The organism is Saccharopolyspora sp. NFXS83 (assembly GCF_026241095.1).
Taxonomy (GTDB): Bacteria; Actinomycetota; Actinomycetes; order Mycobacteriales; family Pseudonocardiaceae; genus Saccharopolyspora_C.
Genome location: NZ_JAPFGB010000011.1, coordinates 13,690 through 35,285, shown reverse-complemented (window position 1 = coordinate 35,285; position 21,596 = coordinate 13,690). Strand labels below are relative to the sequence as shown.

The window sequence follows — 21,596 nt, the reverse complement described above, 5'->3', positions numbered from 1 at the left end:
GACGAGATCACCTTCTAGTCTTTCGGAGGCAACGATCACGGGGGAGGCTGCATTGGCGACGGGACCCACACACGCCATGAGCGGGCTGGCGGCCTGGTCGGCGGTGACCGCGCTCGCCGACACGCACCTCATCGGGCAGCTGTCCCCGAAGACGTGGGTCGTCGGCGCCACGCTCGCCTCCGGCGCCGCGCTGCTGCCGGACATCGACCACCCCAAGTCGACCGTGGCCAGCACCTTCGGCGCCGTCTCGCGCGGGGTGTCCTCGTTGTTCAGCGGGATCAGCGGCTTCATGTACCGGCTCACCCGCACCAAGCGGGACAGCGACCGGGAGGGCACCCACCGCGGGTTCACCCACACCGTGGTCTTCGCGATCCTCGCCGGGCTCGTCACCACCGCCATCGTGCAGAGCAGCAACGGCACCGCGCTCGGCGTGCTCATGTTCGCGTTCGCCGGGCTCGCCGTGCGCGGCATCATGCACACCTGGAGCTCGCAGAAGGACGCGCTGCTCATCGCCGTGGCCTCGCTGGTGCTCACGCTGGCCTGCTGGGCCTGGGCCGGGGACCAGCCGACCGAGGCGGCGGCGTTCGGCGTGGCGGTGATGCTCGGCTGCGTCGCGCACTTCATCGGCGACGCCATCACCGAGCAGGGCTGCCCGATGCTGTGGCCGGTGCCGCTGGACGGCAAGACGTGGTTCCCGGTGGCGCCGCCGAAGGCGATGCGGATGCGCACCGGCGGCAAGGTCGAGATGGTGCTGGTCGGACCGGCGATGACGATCATCGCGGTGGTGCTGGGCTCGGTGGTGCTCTACCGGGTCGGGGCGGCCCCGTGGGTCGCGTCGCTGAACCTGCCGCCAGAGGTCATGGACTGGCTGCCACCGCGCCCGTGAAGTGACGCAAAACGCCCACTCCGGCACGAGTCGCTCGATAGGGTGACGGATGGGCGGCGCGCGGGCGCCGACGGAACACCGGAGGAATCGATGCGAGCCGGTAAGCAGCTCATCGTCGCGGCAGCGCTGGCACTACCGGTGCTCGCCGGGTGCGGCCAGCTCCAGGAGACCCAGGAGCAGCTCGACCAGGCCCAGCAAGGCCTGGACAAGGCCTCCGCCTGCCTCGACGCGGTCAACGTCGCCGGCTACACCCCGAACCTCGCGGACCTCGACCGGGCGCAGGACGACGCGCGCGCCAAGGCCGATGAGATCGGCGCCCTCGCGCAGCGGGTCGGCGACAAGACGCTGCAGGACAACCTGCTCGACGTGCAGGCCTCGCTGGAGCAGGTCGCCACCGGCCAGGTCAACCTGCAGAACGGCCTGAACTGGTCTCAGCAGCACCTGGAGAAGACCACCGCCATCGCCTCCACCTGCTCCGACGTCACCGGCGGCTGACACCCCCGCGCGAAGATCGCCGCTGGTCAGCAGCCCGCGAGCACTGCGGCGCGGGCCGCCGGTCACCTAGCCTGGACGCGGAGGTGAAGGTGATGAGAGCAGCGATCGGCGATCAACTGCACGTGCACAGCCGGACGGTCGAGGAGACCGACCGCACCGGGCTGATCCTGGAGGTGCGCGGCACGGCCGGCGCACCGCCGTACCTGGTCCGCTTCGACGACGGGCACGAACGACTCGTGTACCCGGGACCGGACTGCATCGTCGAGCCACGGCGCGCGCAAGAGGCCTGACCCGCCCGGCGAAGGTGCCGTTCGACGCGGACGGCACCGCCGGGCGCGCTACCAGGGCTCGGCGAGCAACGCGTCGATCTCCGCCCGGAACAGCAGTTCCGGATCCACCCCGGTCCCGGCGAACTGGCCCTGCACCTCCAGGCCCAGCACGCCGTACAGCCGGGTCCAGGCCAGCACCCCGCGCCGCAGCGCGGCGGGGGGAAGCTCCTGCCCCGACCGCTTCGCCCGCAACGCCGCCAGCTGCCGGTCCAGCGCGGTGCGCCCCGGCGGCAGGTCGGCTGGCACCAGCTCCGCGAACAGCGCTTGGAGCGTGCGCAGTGCCCGGTCGGCGAGTTCGTAGGTCTCCTCCGGCGCGGCGTAACCCGGCACCGGCGTGCCGTAGAGCAGCAGGTAGCGGTGCGGCTGCGCCAGCGCCCACCGGCGCCATTCGAGCGCGACCTCCCGCAGCCGCCCGGCGGGCGCCTTCTTGCGGTGCTGCTCGGCGGCTGCCTCCACCGCTTCGGCCATGTCCCGGTAGGCGTCGACGATCAGGGCGCTGAGCAGGGCGTCCCGGTTCTCGAAGTAGCGGTACAGGGCCGGGCCGGTGATGCCCATGCGCTTGGCGATGGCGTTCAGCGAGATGCCCGCGGGACCGGATTCGGCGAGCTGGTCCAGCGCCACCTGCTTGGCCTCGGCGCGGGTCTGGTCCCGGTAGCGCTCGCGTGGGCTGCGCTGCGGTGCGGGCATTCGTCGACCTCCCCGTTGACGCCGTGATGATAACAGGTGCATTCTTGCGTTAGAGGTTCTAACTTTCGCTACTTGCTATCACGGAGATGACCCATGGACACCGCCACGATCACCGGCCGCGAACTCGTGCTCACCGGGCTCGGCGACCCGCAGGACGTGCTCACCAGCAGGGAGACCGCGCACTCGGCGCCCGGAGCCGGACGCGTGCTGGTCCGCGTCGAAGCGACCGGGCTGTCGTTCGCCGAAGTGCAGATGCTCAGCGGGCGCTACCCGATGCAGCCCGCCTTCCCGTTCGTCCCCGGCTACGACCTCGTCGGCGAGGTCGTAGCCACCGGCTCCGGCGTCACCACCTGCCGCCCGGGGCAGCGCGTCGCCGCGCTGACCCGCACCGGCGCCTGGGCCGACCACGTCGAGATCGCCGCGGACACCGCGGTCGTCGTGCCCGGCGAGGTGCCCGCCGACGAAGCGGTCGCGCTGGTCACCAACGGCGTCACCGCCTGGCAGCTGCTGCACCGCAGCGCCCGCGTGCCGCGCGGCGGAACCGTGCTGGTGCACGGCGCGGGCGGCGGCGTCGGCAGCACCCTGCTCCAGCTGTGCCGCCTCGCCGGCGTGCGCGCCATCGGCACCGCCTCCGGGCACCGGCACGAGGCGCTGCGCGAGCTCGGCGCCGACCTCGTCGACCACCGCACCGAGGACGTCGGCCGACGGGTCCGGGAGCTCGCGCCCGCCGGGGTGGACGCCGTGTTCGACCCGCTCGGGCCGGGCAGCCTCACCCGCTCCTGGGAGCTGCTCGCGCCCGGCGGACGGCTCATCAACTTCGGCAGCGCGAGCACCCTCGACGACGACACCTCGCGGTGGAAGCCGCACGTCGACGTCCTCCGGCTCATCGCCCGCTGGGAAGCGCTGCGGCTGCTCGGCCGCACCGGCGGGCGGCGCGCCCGGATGTACTACGTGCGGACCGACCGCCGCTACCGCGACGACCTCCGCGAGCTGCTGGCGCTGCTCGCCCGCGGTGAGCTGCGTCCGCTGATCTCGCACCGGATCCCGCTGGCGGACGCGGCGCACGCGCTCTCGCTGCACCGGTCCGGCGCGGCCACCGGCAAGATCGTGCTACTGCCGCAGCAAAGCTGAAATCGCCCCGGTGCACCGAAATCCGCCCGTCGACACCGCAGCGGCCTTCTCGCGAGGACGGCGATCCCGCGGCGAGGAGGCCTCGAGGTTCCGCCCGCGGACCGATCTGGATCACGAAAAGGCGGCAGGTTCACCGGGCGCACCGCACGCCTGATTAGGGTGGGCGCGGCGTGACGTCAGGCGAAGAGGCGGTGACGAGTTGCACGACGACCAGGCCACCGAGACCCCTGCCGACCTCTCGGAGCTGCTGGCGAGAGCCGCCGGCGTCGCACCGTCGGTGCCGCTGCCCGACGGCGAACTGCTCGCCGAGCAGTCCACCCGCGCCACCGGCGACGAGCCCCCGCTGTGCTGGATCAGCCTGGACCGGCCCGCGCCCCGGCTGCTCGGCGCGTTGCGCGGGGATCACCGGCGCACCGGGCTGTGGCCGCTGCTGCTGTGCGACGACAACGAGACCTACGGCAGCCGGTGCACCGTCGGCGTCGTGCCGCCGGAACCGCTGGAGCACATCGACCTGTGGCGGGCCGAGGACGTCATGCTGCGGATCTGGGACGGGCTGTGCCGCGCCGACGACGACCTGGGACCCGCCTACGACATGGACTCGCTGGCGCCGTTCGACGCGAACTGCCCCGAGCTCGCCCCCGCCGGGAACCTGCTGGCGGACCCGGACATCCTCGCCAACCAGCAGGCCGCCCGGTTCGTCGACGACGAGACGCGGCTCGGGCTGGTGCCGGTGCGGCGCGGCTCGGACGTGCTCACCGTGCTCGGCTGGTCCGGCGCGGCGAACCACGTGTCCCGCACCGCCGGGCTCTCCGCGCTGCTGCGCAGCTGGGAGGACCGCTTCGGGGCGCGGCTGCTGCGGCTCGGACCGGACCGGTTGGACGTGAGCGTCGCCGCTCCCCCGCAGGACCCGGCGCACGCCACCTCGGTCGCCGCCGAGCACTGGGCGTTCTGCCCCGACCGCGTCCTCCAGGACTCCGGCAGCATCGCCTCCTACGCCCGCGAGATCCGAGGCCGCCGAACTTGGTCTTTTTGGTGGGAATGAGTCCTCGAAGGGCAAGCGAAACGACCCCTGCCTTGCGGCCGTAGGCCGTGCCTGGATGCGCGAAGCGCATAGCCCACGTTGAAAAGCCGCTCACCGGCGGGTTCTCAGCGTTCTTCTCGCGAGGACAGCTGTTTCCCTCGTGGCGGAGCCACTTGGGAAAAAGATCCCGCAGCGAGAAGAACGCTGAGGTTCCGCCACCGGACCACCAACGCAGAACGACCCCGAGCTTCGGGTCAGAAGGCGAGGGGGCCACCGACGATGGTGACGGCCACCGCCATCAGGACGAGGCCGAAGCCGCCGTAGAGGATCAGGTCCACGGTGCGGGAGCGCACCGCGAGCAGGCCCACCTGGTCCCGCGTCAGGAACGCCCGCGCCGCCGCCGCGAGCAGCAGCGCCAGGCTCAGCAGCATCGAACCCTCGCGCCAGGCGTGCATCGCCACCCGCAGGAAACCGATCGCCGCGACCAGCAGGACCAGCGCGAACGGCACGTGCACCGCCCACTTCGATCGGTCGCCGAAGCGTTCGTTCATGCCGGCCTCCCACGCTTGCCCGAAGTGCCGGGTAATCGTAGAGCCCAGCCCGCGATGACCGTCCGAACCTTCAGCCGACATGGCGCTCCGCGGCCTCCACGACGTTGGTGAGCAGCATGGCCCGCGTCATCGGCCCCACCCCGCCCGGGTTCGGCGACAGGTGCCCGGCGATCTCGGCGACCTCGGGGTGCACGTCCCCGGCGATGCCCTCGTCGGTGCGGGTGACGCCGACGTCGAGCACCGCGGCTCCCGGCTTGACCATGTCCGGGGTGATCAGGTGCGGCCGTCCGGCGGCGGCCACCACGACGTCCGCGCGGCGCACCTCGGCGGCCAGGTCCCGAGTGCCGGTGTGGCACAAGGTCACCGTGGCGTTCTCGCTGCGCCGGGTCAGCAGCAGTCCCAGCGGGCGCCCCACGGTGATGCCGCGGCCGACGACGGCGACGTGCGCGCCGTCCAGCGGGACCTCGTGGCGCCGCAGCAGTTCCACGATGCCGCGCGGCGTGCACGGCAGCGCGGCCGGTTCGCCGAGGACCAGGCGGCCCAGGCTGATCGGGTGCAGGCCGTCGGCGTCCTTGTCCGGCGCGACCCGTTCCAGCAGCGGACCGGCGTCGAGGTGCGCGGGCAGCGGCAGCTGCACGATGTAGCCGGTGCAGGCGGGGTCGGCGTTGAGGTCGTCGAGCACCGCCTCCAGCTCGCCCTGGGTGCTCTCGGCAGGGAGGTCGCGGCGCAGCGAGGCGATGCCGAGCTTCGCGCAGTCGTTGTGCTTGCCGCGCACGTACGACTGCGAGCCGGGGTCGTCGCCGACCAGCACGGTCCCCAGCCCGGGGGTGACGCCGCGCTCGGCGAGCCGGGCGACCCGCGTCCGCAGCTCGTCGTAGATCGCGTTCTTGGTGGCTTTGCCGTCCAGGATCGTGGCGCTCACGGTGCCAATCGTGGCAGACGTCGCACCGGCCGGTCCGCCCGGATCAACGGCCGCCCGACCGCGTTTCCGGGAGCGGGGCGGCCGTGCTCAAGCGCGGGCGGCGCGATCCGGCAGCGAGGCGACGGCGACCGCGACGAAGGTGAGCCCGACGCCGATCACCGTGCTCACCGGGACCGCGGTGCCGGGCGTGGGCGCCAGCAGGTCGAGCAGCAGCGCCCCGAGCAGCTGCCCGGCCACCATGCCCATGCTCAGCACCAGCACCCCCGTGTGGTGCACCAGCGCCGCCGCACCACCGATCACGAAGATGCCCAGCACCCCGCCGACGTAGAGCCACGGCTGCGCGGGCAGCGCGGACGGCAGGCCGCGCGCCGCGACCTCCACCAGCCAGGCCAGCAGCAGCGCCACCGCCCCCACCCCGAAGTTGATCACCGCGGCGGAGGCCGGAGATCCCGCGGTCTGCTTCACCCGCCCGTTCACCGCCTGCTGCCAGGCCACGCCGATGCCGGCCAGCGCGGGAACCAGGATCAGCCAACTCGTACCCGACCCGGTCAGCTCGTCCCACACGGCGACGAGCACGGCGATCACCGCCAGCACCGCACCCACCACGCGCGGCGAGGTCACCCGCTGCGGCCCGGCCGGGCCGAGCCCGATCCGGTCGACGAGCAGACCGCTGCCGACCTGCCCGGCCACCACGGCCACCGTGAACAGCGCGACGCCCAGCGCCGCCGCCGACAAGCCCTGGCCGAACACGAGGAACCCGCCCGCGACACCGCCGAGGCACTGCCACCAGCGCAACCCTCCGCCGCGCAGCGCGTCGAGCACCGCGCGCAGGCCCGCCCGCGACACCCGCATGAACGCGGTGGCGATCAGCAGCACGACCAGCCCGGAACCGAACGAGATCAGCGCCGCCGCGAGCCCGTCGTGCAGCTCCGCGCCGAGCGCGCCGTTGAGCCGCGACTGCACCGCCAGCACGACGCCGACGACGACGGCACCGAGCATGCCGAGGCGTCGGCTGCGCGCGGCGGAACGGGAACCGGGATCGGGTTGAGCGCTCACGTGGCGGCAGTCTCCTCCGCGCACCGCGCCGGACGCGAGTTCCGGACGCTGGGGTGTGCCACGAGGCACACCGCCACCGCCGCCAGCGCGGCCCCCGTCGCGGCGGCGGCGGCCGGGCCGGACACGTCCAGCAGCGCGCCCGTCGCGGGCGCCGCGATCGCCGCGCCGACCATGCCCGCGCTGGCCAGCCAGCCGAACGCCTCCGCCCGCCGCCCTTCCGGCGCGAGCTCGCCGAGCCGCGCGTTGGTCGCCGCGAACATCGGCGCGATCGCCAGCCCGCCCACCAGGAGGACCGCCGCCACCAGCCACGGAGACCCGGGAACGGCCACCGGTGGCAGCACCGGGACGAGCGCGACGATGCCCGCGACGGCCAGCGCGCCGCGCAGCCACACCCGCGGCCGACCGGCCGCCGCGCCCAGCAGCAGCCCGCCGACCAGCGACCCGATCGCCCACGCCGCCGCCAGGTAGCCCGCCAGCTCCGGGGTGCCGCGCTCCCGCGCCCAGCCGACGATCAGCAGGTCCACGGTGATCACCCCGCCGATCATCAGGCAGCCGAAACCGAGCAGGAGCCCGAAACCCGGCGTCGCGAGCAACGACGTCCCGCCCCGGTCCTCGACCTCGGACGGCACCGCCCGCAGCCCGGCCCGCCACAGCGTCGCGGCGAACACGGCGGCACCGAGCGCGCCGAACGCGCCGCACCACAGGGTCGCCACGAACGCGCCCTGCGCGGCCACGGCGAACGCGGCGAGGATCGGCGAGATCACGAACAGCAGCTCCTGCGCGGTCGCCTCGACCGCGAACGCCGCCTGCCGGGCGGGGCCGTCGGCGATCCGCACCCACATGGCCCGCCCGACCTGCCCGGAAGGCGGGAAGGACAACCCCGTGGCGAACGCCAAGGGCAGCAGCAGCCACCACCACGACGCGGGCAACCAGCCGCCCGGCCGGGCGAGGAACGCGATCAGCCCCAGCCCGAGCCCGTAACCGCAGCCCGTGATCAGCAGCACCCTCGACGGCCCGGACCGGTCCGCCGCGCGACCCCGGAACGGCCCGGCGACGGCCTGCCCCACGGTGATCGCGCCGCCGACGACGCCACCCGCCGCGTACGAGCCGGTCCAGTCCGCGATCAGGAACGTGAGCACCAGGTTGATCGCCGGTTGGTGCAGCCGCGCCAGCAAACACGCTCCGAGCAGCGCGAAGGCGTGCGGGACCTGGGCGAGCAGCAGGTAGGGGCGCAGCACTCGGATCACTGTGCCGGGGCACACCTGTGACGACCACCGAATTATCGTTCGGCGGATCACACCTGGTGGTGTGATGTCGCTCGGAGCATCCACAAGGCAGGCTTTGGAGCTCGGAACAGCCCACCCGACGATCACCGCCGAGCTCACGGCGCCGAACCACTGCACCGAACTCACCCGGGAAGACACACCACGATCGACCCTTCGAGTAGCGTTTTCGCGGGGTGGGGTCGGTGTGCCTGGATGAGAGGGGGAGGATGTCACCCATGTCGCGTCCGACAGCGATCAGTCCGGAAGAGCAGGAACAGATAGCCCGCAGGATCGGCGTCCTGCTGTTGCAGGCCGCACCTGAGGACTGGCAGCAGATCACGGTCGAGTACCGCGCCACGGGCGAGTACTCGGATCTGCTCGGGGAGGTCGCCGCCCAGGACGGTGGCACCGAACCGTGGGAGCCGCCCGAAGAGCTATGGGCGATCTTCGAGCACCTCCGCGAGGGCATGTACCGGCCCGATGTGGGCACCTGGCTCAGCGCGCTCTACGTGGTGGAGCGGCCGTCGAGCTACCGCATCGACATCAACTTCGACGCCGAGCCGCAGTGGCAGCGCCCGCTGCCGCGCGCCGCGTACGTCGACGAGCTGCGCCGCTACCCGCGCACCGACGACAACGTGCCGGACTGGATGCGGGGGAAGCTGGACGCCGCGACCGCCCCGGCGGAGTCGGCCGGTCCCGGACCGGCACAGCCGCAGGCGCCCGCTCCCCAGGCACCCGCCGGGCAGGCGCCCGCCGCGCCGCAGCCCGCGGGACAGGTACCCGCCGCCCAGGACCGGGCGGGCCAGGAACCGGCCGGACCGGAGCTGCCGGTGCGGGAACCCTCCCGTCCTGAACAGCAGGCCCCGGAGCAGGCTCCCGCGTTCGGCGCCGCCGAGCAGGCCCGCCCCGAGACGACCGGACCGCCCACTTCGGACGATTCGGGCGCCGGGTTCCGCACTGCGCTGGTGTTCGACGACTTCGACGAGCAGGGGCGCCCGCTGGTGGCGACCCGCGCGCCGGTGCACCAGGACGAGGTCGGCGCGCTGCGCCACTACCTGGAGAACGCGCCGATCGTGCTCGCCTCGCGCGACAACGACGACGACCTGCTCGATCCGAACGCCCCGGCGTCGGTGCCCTCCACCTGGCACACCGACGGCGTGTGGGTGTGGCCGGGCGCGGTCCCGTACTACCTGGTGCAGTACGGCGTGCCGCCGCAGTCGGAGCTCGTCGAGCACGTCCGCTCCCGCCGGTTCGCCCTCACCGAGGTCGACGACCGCACTCGGGACGCCGCCGTGCGCGAGCTGTTCGACCAGCCGGACTTCGACCAGGCCGACGCGGCCGGCCAAGCGGGCTACGACGACCAGGCCACCGGCGAGACGCCGCGCGTGGAAGACGACTTCGCGGTGCGGCTGCCCGCGCCCGCGCAAGCGCGCGAGGACTCCCCGGCCGAGGCGTGGCGGGACTCCGCGGACGACGCCAACGCGTTCGCGGCCCCCGGCCCGGACACCGGGTTCGCGGCGAGCACTCCGCTGCTGCCCCACCGCGAGGAGCTCTCCGAGCAGGCCCCGGCCGAGGCGGATCTGCCGCTGCTCACCCACGATTCGGAGCCGCTGATCGACCACGACGCGGAACGCGTCGAGCAGGCTCCGGCCGGACTGGACCTGGGCGACGCCGACGAGGAACTCGGATCGCGCCACGGCGTCGACGCGGACGAGGACCTCGACGAGACGCAGGCGATCCTGGCGCGGCTGCACGACCGGCTCACCGAGCTGGGCGTCGACGGCCACGAGTACCGCATCGGCAGCCACTCCGCCGACGCGCGCTGCCTGCTGCGCGACGAGCCCGGCTGGGTCGTCACCGCGGGCGAGGACGACCTGCACGGCGACCTGCACTTCGAGCACGCCGATCAGGCGGCGGCGTTCCTGCTCGGCAGCCTGCTGCTGTCCAGCACCGCGCCGCTGCCCGCCGCCGAGGACCAGCGACGGCGTTCGCTGCCGGAGCCCGCGGTGGACGCGCCGGAGGTTGCGGAACCGTCCGCGCCCGAGCCCGACGTGGCCCGCGCCGCGGAGCCGGAAGCTGAGGTTCCCACCGGGGCCGCGAGCGGTGCCGCGATGGGAGCAGGCGCCGCCGGTGCCGCCGCCGGGTTCGCCGCCTCGTCCGACGAGCGCGCCGAATCCAGCCCCTTCGCCGCGTTCGGCAGCACGCCCGAGTCCCCGGCCGATGGGCTGTTCAAGGACCACCGGGACGAACCGGACGGCGACGCTCCCTCGGGGGCCGCCGAGTTCGAGACCGCGGGTGCCGGATCCGGCCCGGCGGAGGACCGCTCGGCAGGCGCGCAGCGCGAGGCGGCGAACGCCGAACCGGACGCGGGGGCCGAGGCCCAGCGCGCCCCGATCGGAGACCTGCCTCGTCGCGGCAGCACCCCGCCCGAGCCGGCGCAGCGCCAGCCCGAGGCGGGCACCGGCGGGCACTTCCTGTTCACCGCGAACCAGGCACCGGCCGAGCCGGAATCCGCCGACGGCGGCGACCTCCCGACGGCCGCTCCCGACGCGGAGGCGACCCGGTTCCAGCCGCTGCCGACCCCGGCGCAGCCCGGCTCGAACGTCAACGGCGCCGCCCCCAACGGCGCGGCCTCCAACGGCGCGGCACCGAACGGCTTCGCTCCGACCCCGCAGGGCCCCGGCCAAGGCCAGGCGCCGCAGGGACCGGGCGGACCGCAAGGCCCCGGCCCACAGCAGGGTCCCGGCGGTCAGCAGGCACCGGCGAACCAGCCGCTGCCGCAGCGCGGCGGACCGCGCCCCGAGCAGGACCCGGCCGGTCGGCCGCCCGCGGGCGGGCCCGGACCGCAGGGACCGCACGGCGGCCCGGGTGCCGCCCCGACCGGGGGCGCCGAGCGCCGCCCCGGCCCGCCCGGTTCCGGCATGGCCGGTCCGCCGCGGCAGGGACCGGGCCCGCAAGGACCGCAGGGCGAGCCGCAGGGCCGCCCCGGCGGGCCGATCAAGCGCCCGCCGCAGAACGGTCCGGGTGAGCAGCAGCAGCCGCCGCACCCCCAGCAACAGCAGCAGCCGGCCGGGAACATCCAGCCGCTGCGCGGCGAACCGCCGTTGACGCTGTACCGGGACCGGCGGACCCTCGTGCTCCAGCCCGGCACCGAGCTGGACCGCTTCGGCGACCCGGCGGGCAACGTCACCTACGCCGCGCACACGCCGTACAGCCAGCGTTCGCTGCCGCCGCAGTGGTCGACCCGCCAGTACGCGGCGTTCCGCGTGCAGCGGCCGATCCAGGCGCTGCGCGGCACGGCGGTCCCGTGGTTCGAGCAGCCCGGCGGTGGCACGGCCTACGTGCTGCCCGGTTCGGTGAACGACCTCCTCGCCGACGGCACCCTGCAGGAGATCAACGACGCCCAGCGCCCGCCGAACGAGTAACTCGCGACGCACCGAGAACCGGCATCGCCCCGAGGGCGGTGCCGGTTCTTTCTGCCCGCAGAGCCCAGCGGCGCAGCCCACGAAGGGACGAGCGAAGCGCAGCCCGCCTCGCGGCAAAGCCGTGCAGTGGGCGAGCGAAGCGATGCTTGCCTTGCGGCCGAAGGCCGTGCCTCACGGCGAAGCCGTGCCTTGGGCGGCGAAGCCCGCTTGCCTTGCGGCCGAAGGCCGTGCCTGGATGCGCGAAGCGCATAGCCCACGTCGAAAACCTGGTCACCCGCGGGTTCTCAGCGGCTTCCTCGCGAGGACAGCTTTTTCCCTCGTGGCGGAGCCACTAGGGAAAAAGATCCCGCAGCGAGGAAGCCGCTGAGGTTCCGCCACCCGGACACGAAAGCAGAACGAGCCCAGGCAGAGTCAGTCCAAACGAAGCCCCTGTGCCGCGGCGAAGGCGAGTGCTGTCTCCATGTCGACTCGTGCGCCGGTGAGGGTGCTCTGCGCGAGTCCGTCCGCGTCGATGCGCGCCCCGCGCAGGTCGGCGTCGTCGAGCCTGGTGCCGAGCAGCCGCGCGCCGACCAGGTCCGCTTCCCGGAGGTCGCAGCGGCGCAGATCGGCGTCGCTGAGGTTGGCTTCCCGGAACCGGATGCCGCGCAGATCGACCTTGCGCAGGTCGGCGCGGCCCATCCCGGCCAGCGTCAGGTCCGTCTCGCGCAGCACCCACTGCCTCAATCTGCAGTCCACGAACGACGAGCCGAGCAGGCTGCACCCGTCGAAGCTGGAATCGCGCAACACCGCGCGGTTGAACCGGCAGGATCGGAACGCGGTCGCCCGATGCCGCGACTCGGCCAAATCGGTGCGGGTGAAGGTGCATTCGGTGAACACGCAGTTGCGCGTGCGCAACGCTCCGAGTTCGGCGTCGGTGAAATCGCACCGCTCGAATTCCTGGCCGTCCCATTCCTCGCCGGTCAGCACCGCGTCGGTGAAATCTTCGCCGATGGTGCGCTGCGCCTCTGCCATGCGCCCAGCTTCGCAGAGCACGCCCGGAACCCGACCGGTCACCCGTGGTGCGCCGCGTTGCGCCGGGTGTGCTCCGACGTGAGCAGCACCGCCGTTCGCGACACGGGGTCCGCCCGGAAAGAATTGATCAGATCGGTGGCTGCAATCCCGGCAGCCGACCCGCTCCGCCGCAATGGGCACAGCTGCGCCACTCGCCCATCGACATGCCCGTCTCGGTCTCCCGAGTGGCCTGGATGACGTACAGGCGCGGTTCACTCACTTTGCGGAACCCCGCGCAGCTAAAGCACACGGTGTTCGGCCCTTGCTCGAATCCAGGCCCGTCCTCGCTCATGCCCGACATCTTCACACGGACGGCCGATCCGTGAGACCGGATCAAGATCGCTCACATTCGCATCCGCCATTCGGCGGAGTGGGAGAAAGATCAATCCGACCGAGAATGAGTGGCGACTACGGAACGACGACCACGGGCCGCACCGCTTCCACGACGAGCGTCGCGGGCACCGTGCCGAGGAGCCCGCCGCGCCGCCGGGACCGGCCCACGACGATCAGGTCGGCCCGGTACTGCTCGGCGACCTGTTCCAGGCCCACCGCCGGATCACCGCGGTGGTGCACGAAGTCCCAGTCGATGTCGATGTAGCGCAGGTGCGCCACGACCTCCTTCTTCAACTCCTCGACGAGGCTCTCGGCGGCTTCGCTGGCCACCGCGACCCCCATCGGGGACCAGTAGGCCACCCCGCCCACCGCCTCGACGTACACCAGGACCAGGCGCGCGCGTTCGCGACGGGCCAGCCCGGCCGCCCAAGCGGCGGCGTGGAAGCTCGCGGGGCTGCCGTCCATTCCGACGACGATGCCGCCCAGCCCGTCTTTCCCGATTTCGAACTCACGCTCGGTCTTGTCGCCTTCGGCCACGCCGGAATGGTAGTAGCAGGCCCGCCACGCCCCGACGACCATGCGCCACACTCGGGGCGTGACGACCTATCGCAGCAGCTTTGAGCACGGCGAACCCGCGCGCACCGAGGTCGAGCGCCGGGCGCTGGACGCGGTCGACCTCGACGGAATCCTGCGAGACCTGCGGGAACTCGTCGCCATCCCCAGCGTCGGCGGCACCACCGGCGAGCAGGACGCGCAGCAGTGGTGCGCCGACCGGCTCCGCGGCCTCGGGCACCGGGTGGACCACTGGCGGATCGATCTCGACGAGCTCACCGCTGCGCCCGGCTTCCCCGGCCAGGAAGCGCAGCGGGACGTGGCCCACGGGTGCGTCGGCGTCGCGGGCGACGGTGATCCGGCGCTGGTGTTCTGCGGGCACACCGACGTCGTGCCGCCCGGCGACCTGGACCGCTGGCCCGATCGCGACCCGTACGCGCTGCGCGTGCGCGACGGCATCGCCGCCGGGCGCGGCACCTGCGACATGAAGGGCGGCATCGCGGCGTTCCTCGGCGCGCTGCAAGCGCTGCGCACGGCGGGGATCTCGCTGCGGCGGCCCGTCGGGGTGCACGCGGTGGTCGGCGAGGAGGACGGCGGGCTCGGCGCGTTCGCCACCTTGCGGCGCGGGCATCGGGCCGAGGCGTGCGTGCTCGCCGAACCCAGCGCGGGCACCGTCGTCGCCGCCAACGGCGGGTCGCTCACGTTCCGGCTGGAGGTCAGCGGCCAGAGCACGCACGGCTCCACCCGGCTGCGCGGGGTGAACGCCGTCGACGGGCTGGCCGGGCTGCTGCCCGCGCTGCGGGAGCTGGAGGCGCGGCGCAACGCCGACCCGGATCCGCTCGTCGCGCACCTGGAACTGCCGTACCCGTTGTCGGTGGGCGTGGTCCGGGCCGGGGACTGGGCCAGCACGGTGCCCGACCTCGCCGTCGCCGAAGGCCGGTACGGGGTGCGGCTGGACGAGGACCTCTCGCAGGCGAAGGAGGAGTTCTCCGCCGCCATCGCGCGGGCCTGCGCCGACGACCCGTGGTTCGCGGAGCACCCGGTGCGGGTGAGCTGGCCCGGTGGCGTGTTCGCCAGCGGGCGGCTGCCGAAGGGGCATCCGCTGCTGGAGGAGACTCGCGGCGCGGTGCTCGACGCCGGCGGTGCCGAGCCGGCGGTGCTGGGAGCTCCGTACGGCACCGACCTCCGGCAGTACGCCGCGGCCGGCGTCCCGACGCTGCAGTTCGGCCCCGGCGACATCCGCTACGCCCACGCCCACGACGAACAGGTCTCCGTGGCCGAACTGGAACACGCGGCCCGCACCTACGTCCTCCTCGCCCTCCGCCACTGCGGCACGGCCTGACCCCCCACCCCTGTGCACAACCCCGGGCTCCACCCCGCGAAACCTCCCGAAAAACCCGGCCACACTTTGCTCATCCCTGAGCAACTTCGCGAGAAATCGCAAGACGAGCCCCCACGGAAGAACTGCGAACTTGCCGTGAAAGGGCAGGTCATCAAGGCCCTTCGGTGATCTCCGACGCGGAGGTGGGGTTCGATTCCTCGCGAAGTCGGGAGTTGTCCACAAGGGCGTGAGGTGTCCACAGGACGTGGGGTCGGGGCGCGAGTGGCGCCGGGGTTCAGCAGAAGTCGCGGGAAGTGGAGGGGACGCGCATGTCGAGGCGTTGGAGGCGGTCGGCTCGGAGGTTCACGACTCCCTCGGTGCGTTCCACCGTGCCGCGGACCAGCAGCGCGGCACTGCTGCGCGCCACCGAGCGGTAGCGCGCCCACAGCCCCGGCGAGCACACCACGTTGATCATCCCGGTCTCGTCCTCCATGTTCAGGAAGGTGATGCCGCCAGCCGTGGCCGGGCGCTGCCGGTGCGTCACCGCACCCCCGACCAGCACTCGGCTCCCGTGCTCCACATCGGACAGGCCGGAGGCCGGGACCGCCCCCAGCTCGTCCAGCCGGGAACGCAGGAACTGCACCGGGAAGCTGTCCGGTGACACCCCCGTCGCCCACACGTCCGCAGCCGCCAGCTCCACCCCGTCCATGCCGGGCAGCACCGGAGCCGCCGCCGTCACCGTCGTGCCCGGCAACCGGTCCGGACGATCCCCGGCGGCAGCCGCCGCGTTCCACAACGCCTCCCGGCGGGACAAGCCGAAGCAGCCGAACGCGCCCGCCGTGGCCAGCGCCTCCATCTGCGGCGCCGTCAACGACACCCGCCGCGCCACGTCCACCAGATCCGCGAACGGGCCGTGCTCGGCGCGCTCGGCCACCAGCCGCTCCGCGACGCCCTCGCCGACGGTGCGCACCGACGCCAGCCCCAGCCGCACCGCCTTCCCGCCGTCCGACTCCGCGTCCGCTTCCAGGTCGGCCCGCACCCGGCTCGCGTTCACGTCCGGCCCGAACACCCGGACACCGTGCCTGCGCGCGTCCGCGGCCAACGACTGCGGCGAGTAGAACCCCATCGGCTGCGCCTTGAGCAACGCCGCGCAGAAGGCCGCCGGGTAGTAGCGCTTGAACCAGGCGCTGGCGAACACGAGCAGCGCGAAGCTCAACGCGTGGCTCTCCGGGAAGCCGTAGTTGGCGAACGCCAGCAGCCGCGCGTACACCCGCTCCCCCAGCTCCTCGTCGATGCCGTGGGCCGCCATCCCCGCGAACAACCGGTCCCGCAGCCGCCGCATCCGCTCCCCGGAGCGCTTCGCGCCCATCGCCCGGCGCAGCTCGTCGGCCTCCGCCGCGGAGAAGCCCGCGACGTCCACGGCCAGCTGCATCAGCTGCTCCTGGAACAGCGGCACGCCCAAGGTCTTCGCCAGCGCGCCCTCCATCAGCGGGTGCTCGTACTCCCACTCCTCCAGGCCGTTGCGGCGGCGGATGTAGGGGTGCACCGAACCGCCCTGGATCGGGCCCGGTCGGATCAGCGCCACCTCCACCACCAGGTCGTAGAACTCCCGCGGCTTCAACCTCGGCAACGTCGCCAGCTGGGCCCGGCTCTCCACCTGGAACACGCCGATCGCGTCGGCGCGGCGCAACATCTCGTACACGGCGTCGTCGGCCAGGTCCAGCTCACCCAGGTCGACGCGGCGGCCGTGGTGCTCGGCGACCAGGTCGATCGCGTAGTGCAGCGCCGAGAGCATGCCCAGGCCGAGCAGGTCGAACTTCACCAAGCCCGCCGAGGCGCAATCGTCCTTGTCCCACTGCAGCACCGTGCGGCCCGGCATCCGCGCCCACTCCACCGGGCACACCTCGCTCACCGGCTGGTGGCAGAGCACCATGCCGCCGGAATGGATGCCCAGGTGCCGGGGAAACCCGATGAGCTCGTTCGCCAACTCCGCCACCTGGCCCGGAATCTCGTCGTCCGGGGACAGCTCGTGCCGGCTCTCCACCTGCTTGCTCCACGCGTCCTGCTGCCCCGGCGAATGCCCCAGCGCCCGCGCCACGTCGCGCACCGCGGACTTCGGCCGGTAGGAGATCACGTTCGCCACCTGCGCGGCGTGCGTGCGGCCGTGCTTGCGGTACACGTACTGGATCACCTCTTCGCGCCGGTCCGACTCGATGTCCAGGTCGATGTCCGGCGGACCGTCCCGCTCCGGCGCCAGGAACCGCTCGAACAGCAGCTCGTAGCGCACCGGGTCCGCGTTGGTGATCCGCAGTGCGAAGCACACCGCCGAGTTCGCCGCCGAACCCCGGCCCTGGCACAAGATGTCCTGCTCCTGGCAGAACCGCACGATGTCCTGCACCACCAGGAAATAACCGGGGAAGTCCAGCTGTTCGATCACCGCCAGCTCGTGCTCCAGCTGCCGGTACGCGGCCGGGCTCCGCTGCGGCGGGCCGTAGCGGTCCAGCGCGCCCCGCATCGTCAGCTCCCGCAGGTGCTCCGCCTCGGTGCGGCCCGATGGCACGTCGAACGGCGGCAGCCGCGGCGCCACCAGGCGCAGGTCGAACGCGCACTCCCGGCCCAGTTCCGCGGCGGCGGCCACCACGCCCGGGTAGCGGGCGAACCGGCGCGCCATCTCCTCCCCGGACCGCAGGTGCGCCCCCGCCGACGGAGGCAGCCAGCCGTCCATCGCGTCCAGGCTGCTGCGCGCGCGGATCGCCGCCAGCACCGACGCGATCCGCTCCCGGCTGGGGTTGGCCAGGTGCGCCGCCGTGGACGCCACCGCCCGCAGGCCGTGCCACCGCGCCAGCTCGAACAGCGCGTCGTTGCGCACCGAGTCCTCCGGAGCTCCGTGATCGGTCAGCTCCACCGCCACGTTGTCCGCGCCGAACAACGCCACCAACCGGTCCAGTTCCGCCGAGGCGGCCGACATCCCGCCCGACTCCCACGCCGAGCGCACCGCGCCCTTGCGGCAGCCGGTCAGCACCAGCCAGTGGCCCGCGGCCTCCGCCGCGAGTTCCGCCAAGTCGTACCGCGGGCGGCCCTTCTCCTCCCCGCGCAGCTGCGCGGTGCTGATCGCCCGGCACAACCGGCCGTAGCCCGCCGGGTCGCGGGCCAGCACCAGCAGGTGCCGGTCCGGCGGGTCCGGTTCCCCGGTGCGCGCGCTCGCCCGCGCGCCCGCCGTACCGAGGCTCAGCTCGGAGCCGAACAGGGTGCGCATGCCGTGTTCGGCGGCGGCCTCGGCGAAGCGCACCACCCCGTACATGCCGTCGTGGTCGGTCAGCGCCACCGATTCCAGCCCGAGCCGGGCGGCCTCGGCGACCAGTTCCTCCGGGTAGCTCGCGCCGTCGAGGAAGCTGAAGTGCGAGTGCGCGTGCAGCTCGGCGTACGGCACCACCGCGGGGGCGGGTTCGCCGCCGCCCGCGTAGGGCGCGCGGGACCGGGTCCAGGCCGGACTGTCCCCGCCATCGCCGGGGAAGGATTCGTCGCGCGGCAGGGTTCCCTTGCCGGACAGCGCCTTTTCCAGTTCCGACCAGGACTGCGGTGGATTGAACCAGCTCACCTGTACACCCCTTGCACCCACCACTCGTCGTTCTCGTGCACCAGCAGCAGCGCGACCTCGCCCTGCTCGTCGGGATCCCCGCCCGACGCGTTCGTCGGCCCACCGGAGGCGGTCGCCGCGGAGTCGGGCGAGTTCGAACCGAAGTCCGCACCGGCGCGAGATCCGGACTCGCCGCCGTCCGGGCGGTGTGAGCAGCGATCACCCGGAGTCCGGGCGCCACGTTCGGCCGGGCCGTTCGGTTCCGCATTCCGGTGCGCGCGTCCGAGCGGCGGCTGCGGTGGCCGACCGCCCGGCAGGTTCCGGACCGGCGCGACGGTGCTCGGCTCCGCGCGGCCGGTCTCCCCGTCCGGGGCCAGCACGACCTGCATCCGCGCCACCGTTCCCGGCGGAACACCGGCCCCCGCCACATCCGTTCCGGCACCCGAGGCGGGCGCGGCCGAACCCACCGCGTCCGCGGCGCCGCGAGGCGGATCCCACCAGCGCTCCCGCAACGGCCACGGCCCGGCCCAGCCGACCACCGTCCGCGCACGCCCCCGCACCAGCACCTGGTGCGGGGGTGCGGTCAGCTCCAGCCGGGGGGTGATCCGCACCGGCTCTCCCGCGGCGTCCAGGACAGTCGCGGGCCACGGCGATTCGGGCAGCACCGACGGCGACGGCGCCGGAATCCGCCCCGGCCACGGCCGATCCGGTTCCCGCTGCGGACGGCGCTCCGCGCCCCACGGCACCAGCGTCACCCGGTCCCGCGCGTCCCGGCCGCCGGAAGGGATCCCCACCAGCACCTGGTCCGGGCCGAGCAGGCCTTGCACGCGCACGAACGCCCTGCCCGCGCGGGCATCGGCCGCGCCGGTGGCCGAGCGCATCAGGTCCAGTTGGAGCCCGCCCGCGCCCACGACCTCCTCCGGGCACAACTCCAGCGCCGCCACGCCCGAGGTGGGGCGGGGTTCCCGCGAGCGGGCGCTGAGCCAGCCGTCGAGCTGCCAGCGCACCCGGTCCACGGTGTCGGCCGGGGTCAGCGGTTCCGCGCACCGCCACACCCGGTGCAACTGTTCGCCGTTCTCGGTCCGGGCCGAGATGCCCAGCCGCGTGCAGGCGAGGCCGCGCTCGCCCAGCAGCAGGTGCAGCCGTTCCGCCAGCGCCTTCGCGGCGAACGCGGCGGCGTCCACCCGGTCCACCGGTGGATCCAGCCGCTCGGCGACCGCCAGCTCCGGCGGTGGGCGCCGCCGATCCGGCGGACGTTCCTCCTCGCCGCGCGCGGCGCGCTGAGCCAGCAGCGCGTCGGCGCCGAAGCGCGTCGCGACGTCACCGGGCACCAGCGCGGCGAACTCGCCGAGCGTGCGGATGCCCAAGCGGCGCAGCAGATCCACCAGTTCCGCCCGGTCCGTCGTGAGCCGCTGCGCGGGCTGGTCGATCTCGGCGATGCCGAGCGGGGCGAGGAACTCCCGGCTCCCGCCCGGAGCCACCAGCACCCCGCGCCGGGCCGCGAGCACTCCGGCGAACAGCCCGTCGGCCGCACCCACCTGGCATTCCACCCCGGTCCGCACGGCGACCTGGTCGACCAGCTGCTCCGCGGCGGCGTCCTCCGACCCGAAGTACCGCGCCGGCCCGCGCGCCGGAACCGCCACCAGTCCCGGCCGCACGATCTCCACGCCGGGCGTGAGCTGCTCCACCGCCGTCACGACCGGTTCGAACAGCCGCGCGTCCCGCGCCGGGTCGTGCTCGGACACCGCGAGCTCCGGGCATCGGCCCTGCGCTTCCCTGCGGCGCATCCCGCGCCGCACTCCCGCGTCCCGAGCCGTCGCCGAACAGGCCAGCACCCGATTCGCGCTGAACACCGCGGCCGGTGCCAGCGGCCCGAGCCCGTCGGCGAGCGCCGCGGCGACCACTGGCCAATCCGGGCACCACACGAGGAATCGCCGCACCGCGCGCCCGTGCCGCGCTTCCGGCTCCACCGCGCCCGGAGCGTCGAAGCCCTCCGCGGCCCGGCCGGGAGAGGAGCGGCCAGCGACGTCATCCGGCACGGTCGCCACCCGCCACCGAACGCAGCGCGCTGCGTCCCCGATCGGTCCGCGCGGAGTTCCCCGGCACTCCCGGAATCACCCAGCCGTCCGAAGCGTCCGGGCCGCTTCCGCCGTCCGAACCTCGATCGACCAGACCGCCCTGTCCGTCAGCACCGCGATCCCGGACCGACGGCTCGTCGATCTCCGCCGCAGGCACCGGCGACGCCACCGGACCGCCACGGCCCGGCAAGAGCAACCGGCACGAACGCGGCCGGGAAGCCGCGCCTCGGCCGCTCGCACCCACCGTGATCTCCCGCTCCCGCAGGTGACCATGGCCTTGCCCGAGGCCGTGCCAGCGCGCCTGCGTGCAGCGCAGCCGCACTTCGGCCCCAGGCCAGGAACCGAACGGCAGCAGCACCGCGCCACGGTGCCGAGCCCGCGTGGACAACCGGCGGGCGTCGGCCTCGGTCACCAGCCCCGGTCGACCGACCACCACCAGGTCCACCCCGTCGAGCAAAGCGGAGATCACCGCGACCGGGTCGCTGCCCGGCTGCGGCACCAAGGCCAGCCTGGACAGCTCCACCCCGGCCTCGGCCGCCGCTGCCAGTCCGAGACCGGGCAGCCCGACCACGGCAGCCCAGGATCCCGCCGCCGTCGCCTCGGACAACAAGGCGAACAGCAGCGAAGTCGATTCGTGCACCACCACCGTGCTGCCACGGCGCAGGCCTGGCCATGGCAGCACGGCGGCGAATTCCGCCCGCGTGGGCAGCACCCGTCCCGCAACGGGATCGCCACCCACCTCGGCGGCCGAGGAAGCCACGGACACCCCGTGAGCCGTGGCCACCCCGTCCAACGCCACCAAGGGCGTACTCGCGGACATCCGCTGTCTCCCCACCTCGTTCGCAGGGATGCCCGACCCCTTCTCGGGCATCCACGTCCGCTGTGGGGAGACAGCGGAGAGGTCGTGCCGTCTGCAC

17 protein-coding genes are annotated in these 21,596 nt (G+C 73.7%); 7 read left to right on the top strand and 10 right to left on the bottom strand.

Annotated features, from left to right (window positions below):
- Positions 1-52 precede the first annotated feature (52 nt).
- The 3 genes from OOZ19_RS14335 (at position 53) to OOZ19_RS14325 (ending at position 1,671) form a co-directional block, all read left to right on the top strand.
- Positions 53-886, top strand: a complete 834-nt coding sequence (locus OOZ19_RS14335) for a metal-dependent hydrolase (protein WP_266090591.1) — start codon at positions 53-55, stop codon at positions 884-886.
- Between the two features lie 90 nt (positions 887-976).
- Complete coding sequence (locus tag OOZ19_RS14330; RefSeq protein WP_266090590.1) at positions 977-1,381, top strand: DUF8711 family protein; 405 nt, start codon at positions 977-979, stop codon at positions 1,379-1,381.
- Positions 1,382-1,473: 92 nt separating this feature from the next.
- A complete protein-coding gene (locus OOZ19_RS14325) occupies positions 1,474-1,671 on the top strand; it encodes a DUF1918 domain-containing protein (RefSeq protein ID WP_184482931.1) in 198 nt (65 codons plus the stop codon).
- Positions 1,672-1,719: 48 nt separating this feature from the next.
- Here the strand turns inward: OOZ19_RS14325 and OOZ19_RS14320 are convergent, their stop codons facing one another.
- Positions 1,720-2,397 carry a TetR/AcrR family transcriptional regulator gene (locus OOZ19_RS14320; RefSeq protein WP_266090589.1) on the bottom strand — a complete coding sequence of 226 codons (678 nt, stop codon included), beginning with the start codon at positions 2,395-2,397 and terminating at the stop codon, positions 1,720-1,722.
- Between the two features lie 93 nt (positions 2,398-2,490).
- Between OOZ19_RS14320 and OOZ19_RS14315 the strand changes: the two genes are divergently transcribed.
- Positions 2,491-3,528 (top strand): medium chain dehydrogenase/reductase family protein, encoded by a 1,038-nt coding sequence (locus OOZ19_RS14315; RefSeq protein ID WP_266090588.1) that lies wholly within the window; start codon positions 2,491-2,493, stop codon positions 3,526-3,528.
- 199 nt (positions 3,529-3,727) lie between these two features.
- Entirely contained in the window at positions 3,728-4,570 is an 843-nt protein-coding gene (locus tag OOZ19_RS14310) for a DUF4253 domain-containing protein (RefSeq protein ID WP_266090587.1), read from the top strand.
- Positions 4,571-4,803: 233 nt separating this feature from the next.
- On the opposite strand, the gene OOZ19_RS14305 is transcribed toward OOZ19_RS14310, so the two are convergent.
- From OOZ19_RS14305 to OOZ19_RS14290, 4 genes are all read right to left on the bottom strand, one after another.
- Positions 4,804-5,100, bottom strand: coding sequence for a DUF3017 domain-containing protein (locus tag OOZ19_RS14305; RefSeq protein ID WP_184482941.1), 297 nt, complete (start codon positions 5,098-5,100; stop codon positions 4,804-4,806).
- Between the two features lie 70 nt (positions 5,101-5,170).
- On the bottom strand, positions 5,171-6,022 hold the full coding sequence (locus OOZ19_RS14300) for a bifunctional methylenetetrahydrofolate dehydrogenase/methenyltetrahydrofolate cyclohydrolase (protein ID WP_266090586.1): 852 nt from the start codon (positions 6,020-6,022) through the stop codon (positions 5,171-5,173).
- 87 nt (positions 6,023-6,109) lie between these two features.
- Positions 6,110-7,078 (bottom strand): DMT family transporter, encoded by a 969-nt coding sequence (locus OOZ19_RS14295; protein WP_266090585.1) that lies wholly within the window; start codon positions 7,076-7,078, stop codon positions 6,110-6,112.
- Positions 7,075-8,316 (bottom strand): MFS transporter, encoded by a 1,242-nt coding sequence (locus OOZ19_RS14290; protein WP_266090584.1) that lies wholly within the window; start codon positions 8,314-8,316, stop codon positions 7,075-7,077. The genes OOZ19_RS14295 and OOZ19_RS14290 overlap by 4 nt, the downstream gene beginning before the upstream one ends.
- 263 nt (positions 8,317-8,579) lie before the next feature.
- On the opposite strand from OOZ19_RS14290, the gene OOZ19_RS14285 reads away from it, so the two are divergent.
- Positions 8,580-11,768 carry a glycohydrolase toxin TNT-related protein gene (locus tag OOZ19_RS14285; RefSeq protein WP_266090583.1) on the top strand — a complete coding sequence of 1,063 codons (3,189 nt, stop codon included), beginning with the start codon at positions 8,580-8,582 and terminating at the stop codon, positions 11,766-11,768.
- 411 nt (positions 11,769-12,179) lie between these two features.
- Here the strand turns inward: OOZ19_RS14285 and OOZ19_RS14280 are convergent, their stop codons facing one another.
- Complete coding sequence (locus tag OOZ19_RS14280) at positions 12,180-12,779, bottom strand: pentapeptide repeat-containing protein (protein ID WP_266090582.1); 600 nt, start codon at positions 12,777-12,779, stop codon at positions 12,180-12,182.
- 447 nt (positions 12,780-13,226) lie between these two features.
- Positions 13,227-13,688 carry a universal stress protein gene (locus OOZ19_RS14275; protein ID WP_243791745.1) on the bottom strand — a complete coding sequence of 154 codons (462 nt, stop codon included), beginning with the start codon at positions 13,686-13,688 and terminating at the stop codon, positions 13,227-13,229.
- 58 nt (positions 13,689-13,746) lie between these two features.
- Here OOZ19_RS14275 and OOZ19_RS14270 point away from each other — a divergent pair, with 58 nt between their 5' ends.
- The gene (locus OOZ19_RS14270; protein WP_266090581.1) at positions 13,747-15,045 is read left to right on the top strand and encodes an ArgE/DapE family deacylase; all 1,299 of its coding nucleotides are present in this window, start codon (positions 13,747-13,749) and stop codon (positions 15,043-15,045) included.
- A 274-nt stretch (positions 15,046-15,319) separates the two neighbouring features.
- Here the strand turns inward: OOZ19_RS14270 and OOZ19_RS14265 are convergent, their stop codons facing one another.
- The 3 genes from OOZ19_RS14265 to imuA' are packed head-to-tail and all read right to left on the bottom strand — an operon-like array spanning position 15,320 to position 21,499.
- Complete coding sequence (locus OOZ19_RS14265; RefSeq protein WP_266090580.1) at positions 15,320-18,622, bottom strand: error-prone DNA polymerase; 3,303 nt, start codon at positions 18,620-18,622, stop codon at positions 15,320-15,322.
- Positions 18,619-20,640, bottom strand: coding sequence for a Y-family DNA polymerase (locus OOZ19_RS14260; RefSeq protein ID WP_416309434.1), 2,022 nt, complete (start codon positions 20,638-20,640; stop codon positions 18,619-18,621). The genes OOZ19_RS14265 and OOZ19_RS14260 overlap by 4 nt, the downstream gene beginning before the upstream one ends.
- A complete protein-coding gene (gene imuA', locus OOZ19_RS14255) occupies positions 20,630-21,499 on the bottom strand; it encodes a DnaE2-dependent mutagenesis accessory factor ImuA' (RefSeq protein ID WP_266090579.1) in 870 nt (289 codons plus the stop codon). The genes OOZ19_RS14260 and imuA' overlap by 11 nt, the downstream gene beginning before the upstream one ends.
- Between the last annotated feature and the right edge of the window lie 97 nt (positions 21,500-21,596).

What these genes read in the sequence shown, in the direction of transcription:
- OOZ19_RS14285 (WP_266090583.1), top strand. Translation starts at nt 8,580, where the DNA reads ATGTCGCGTCCGACAGCGATCAGTCCGGAAGAGCAGGAACAGATAGCC.
- OOZ19_RS14330 (WP_266090590.1), top strand. Translation starts at nt 977, where the DNA reads ATGCGAGCCGGTAAGCAGCTCATCGTCGCGGCAGCGCTGGCACTACCG.
- OOZ19_RS14280 (WP_266090582.1), bottom strand. Translation starts at nt 12,779, where the DNA reads ATGGCAGAGGCGCAGCGCACCATCGGCGAAGATTTCACCGACGCGGTG.
- imuA' (WP_266090579.1), bottom strand. Translation starts at nt 21,499, where the DNA reads ATGTCCGCGAGTACGCCCTTGGTGGCGTTGGACGGGGTGGCCACGGCT.
- OOZ19_RS14315 (WP_266090588.1), top strand. Translation starts at nt 2,491, where the DNA reads ATGGACACCGCCACGATCACCGGCCGCGAACTCGTGCTCACCGGGCTC.
- OOZ19_RS14320 (WP_266090589.1), bottom strand. Translation starts at nt 2,397, where the DNA reads ATGCCCGCACCGCAGCGCAGCCCACGCGAGCGCTACCGGGACCAGACC.
- OOZ19_RS14305 (WP_184482941.1), bottom strand. Translation starts at nt 5,100, where the DNA reads ATGAACGAACGCTTCGGCGACCGATCGAAGTGGGCGGTGCACGTGCCG.
- OOZ19_RS14325 (WP_184482931.1), top strand. Translation starts at nt 1,474, where the DNA reads ATGAGAGCAGCGATCGGCGATCAACTGCACGTGCACAGCCGGACGGTC.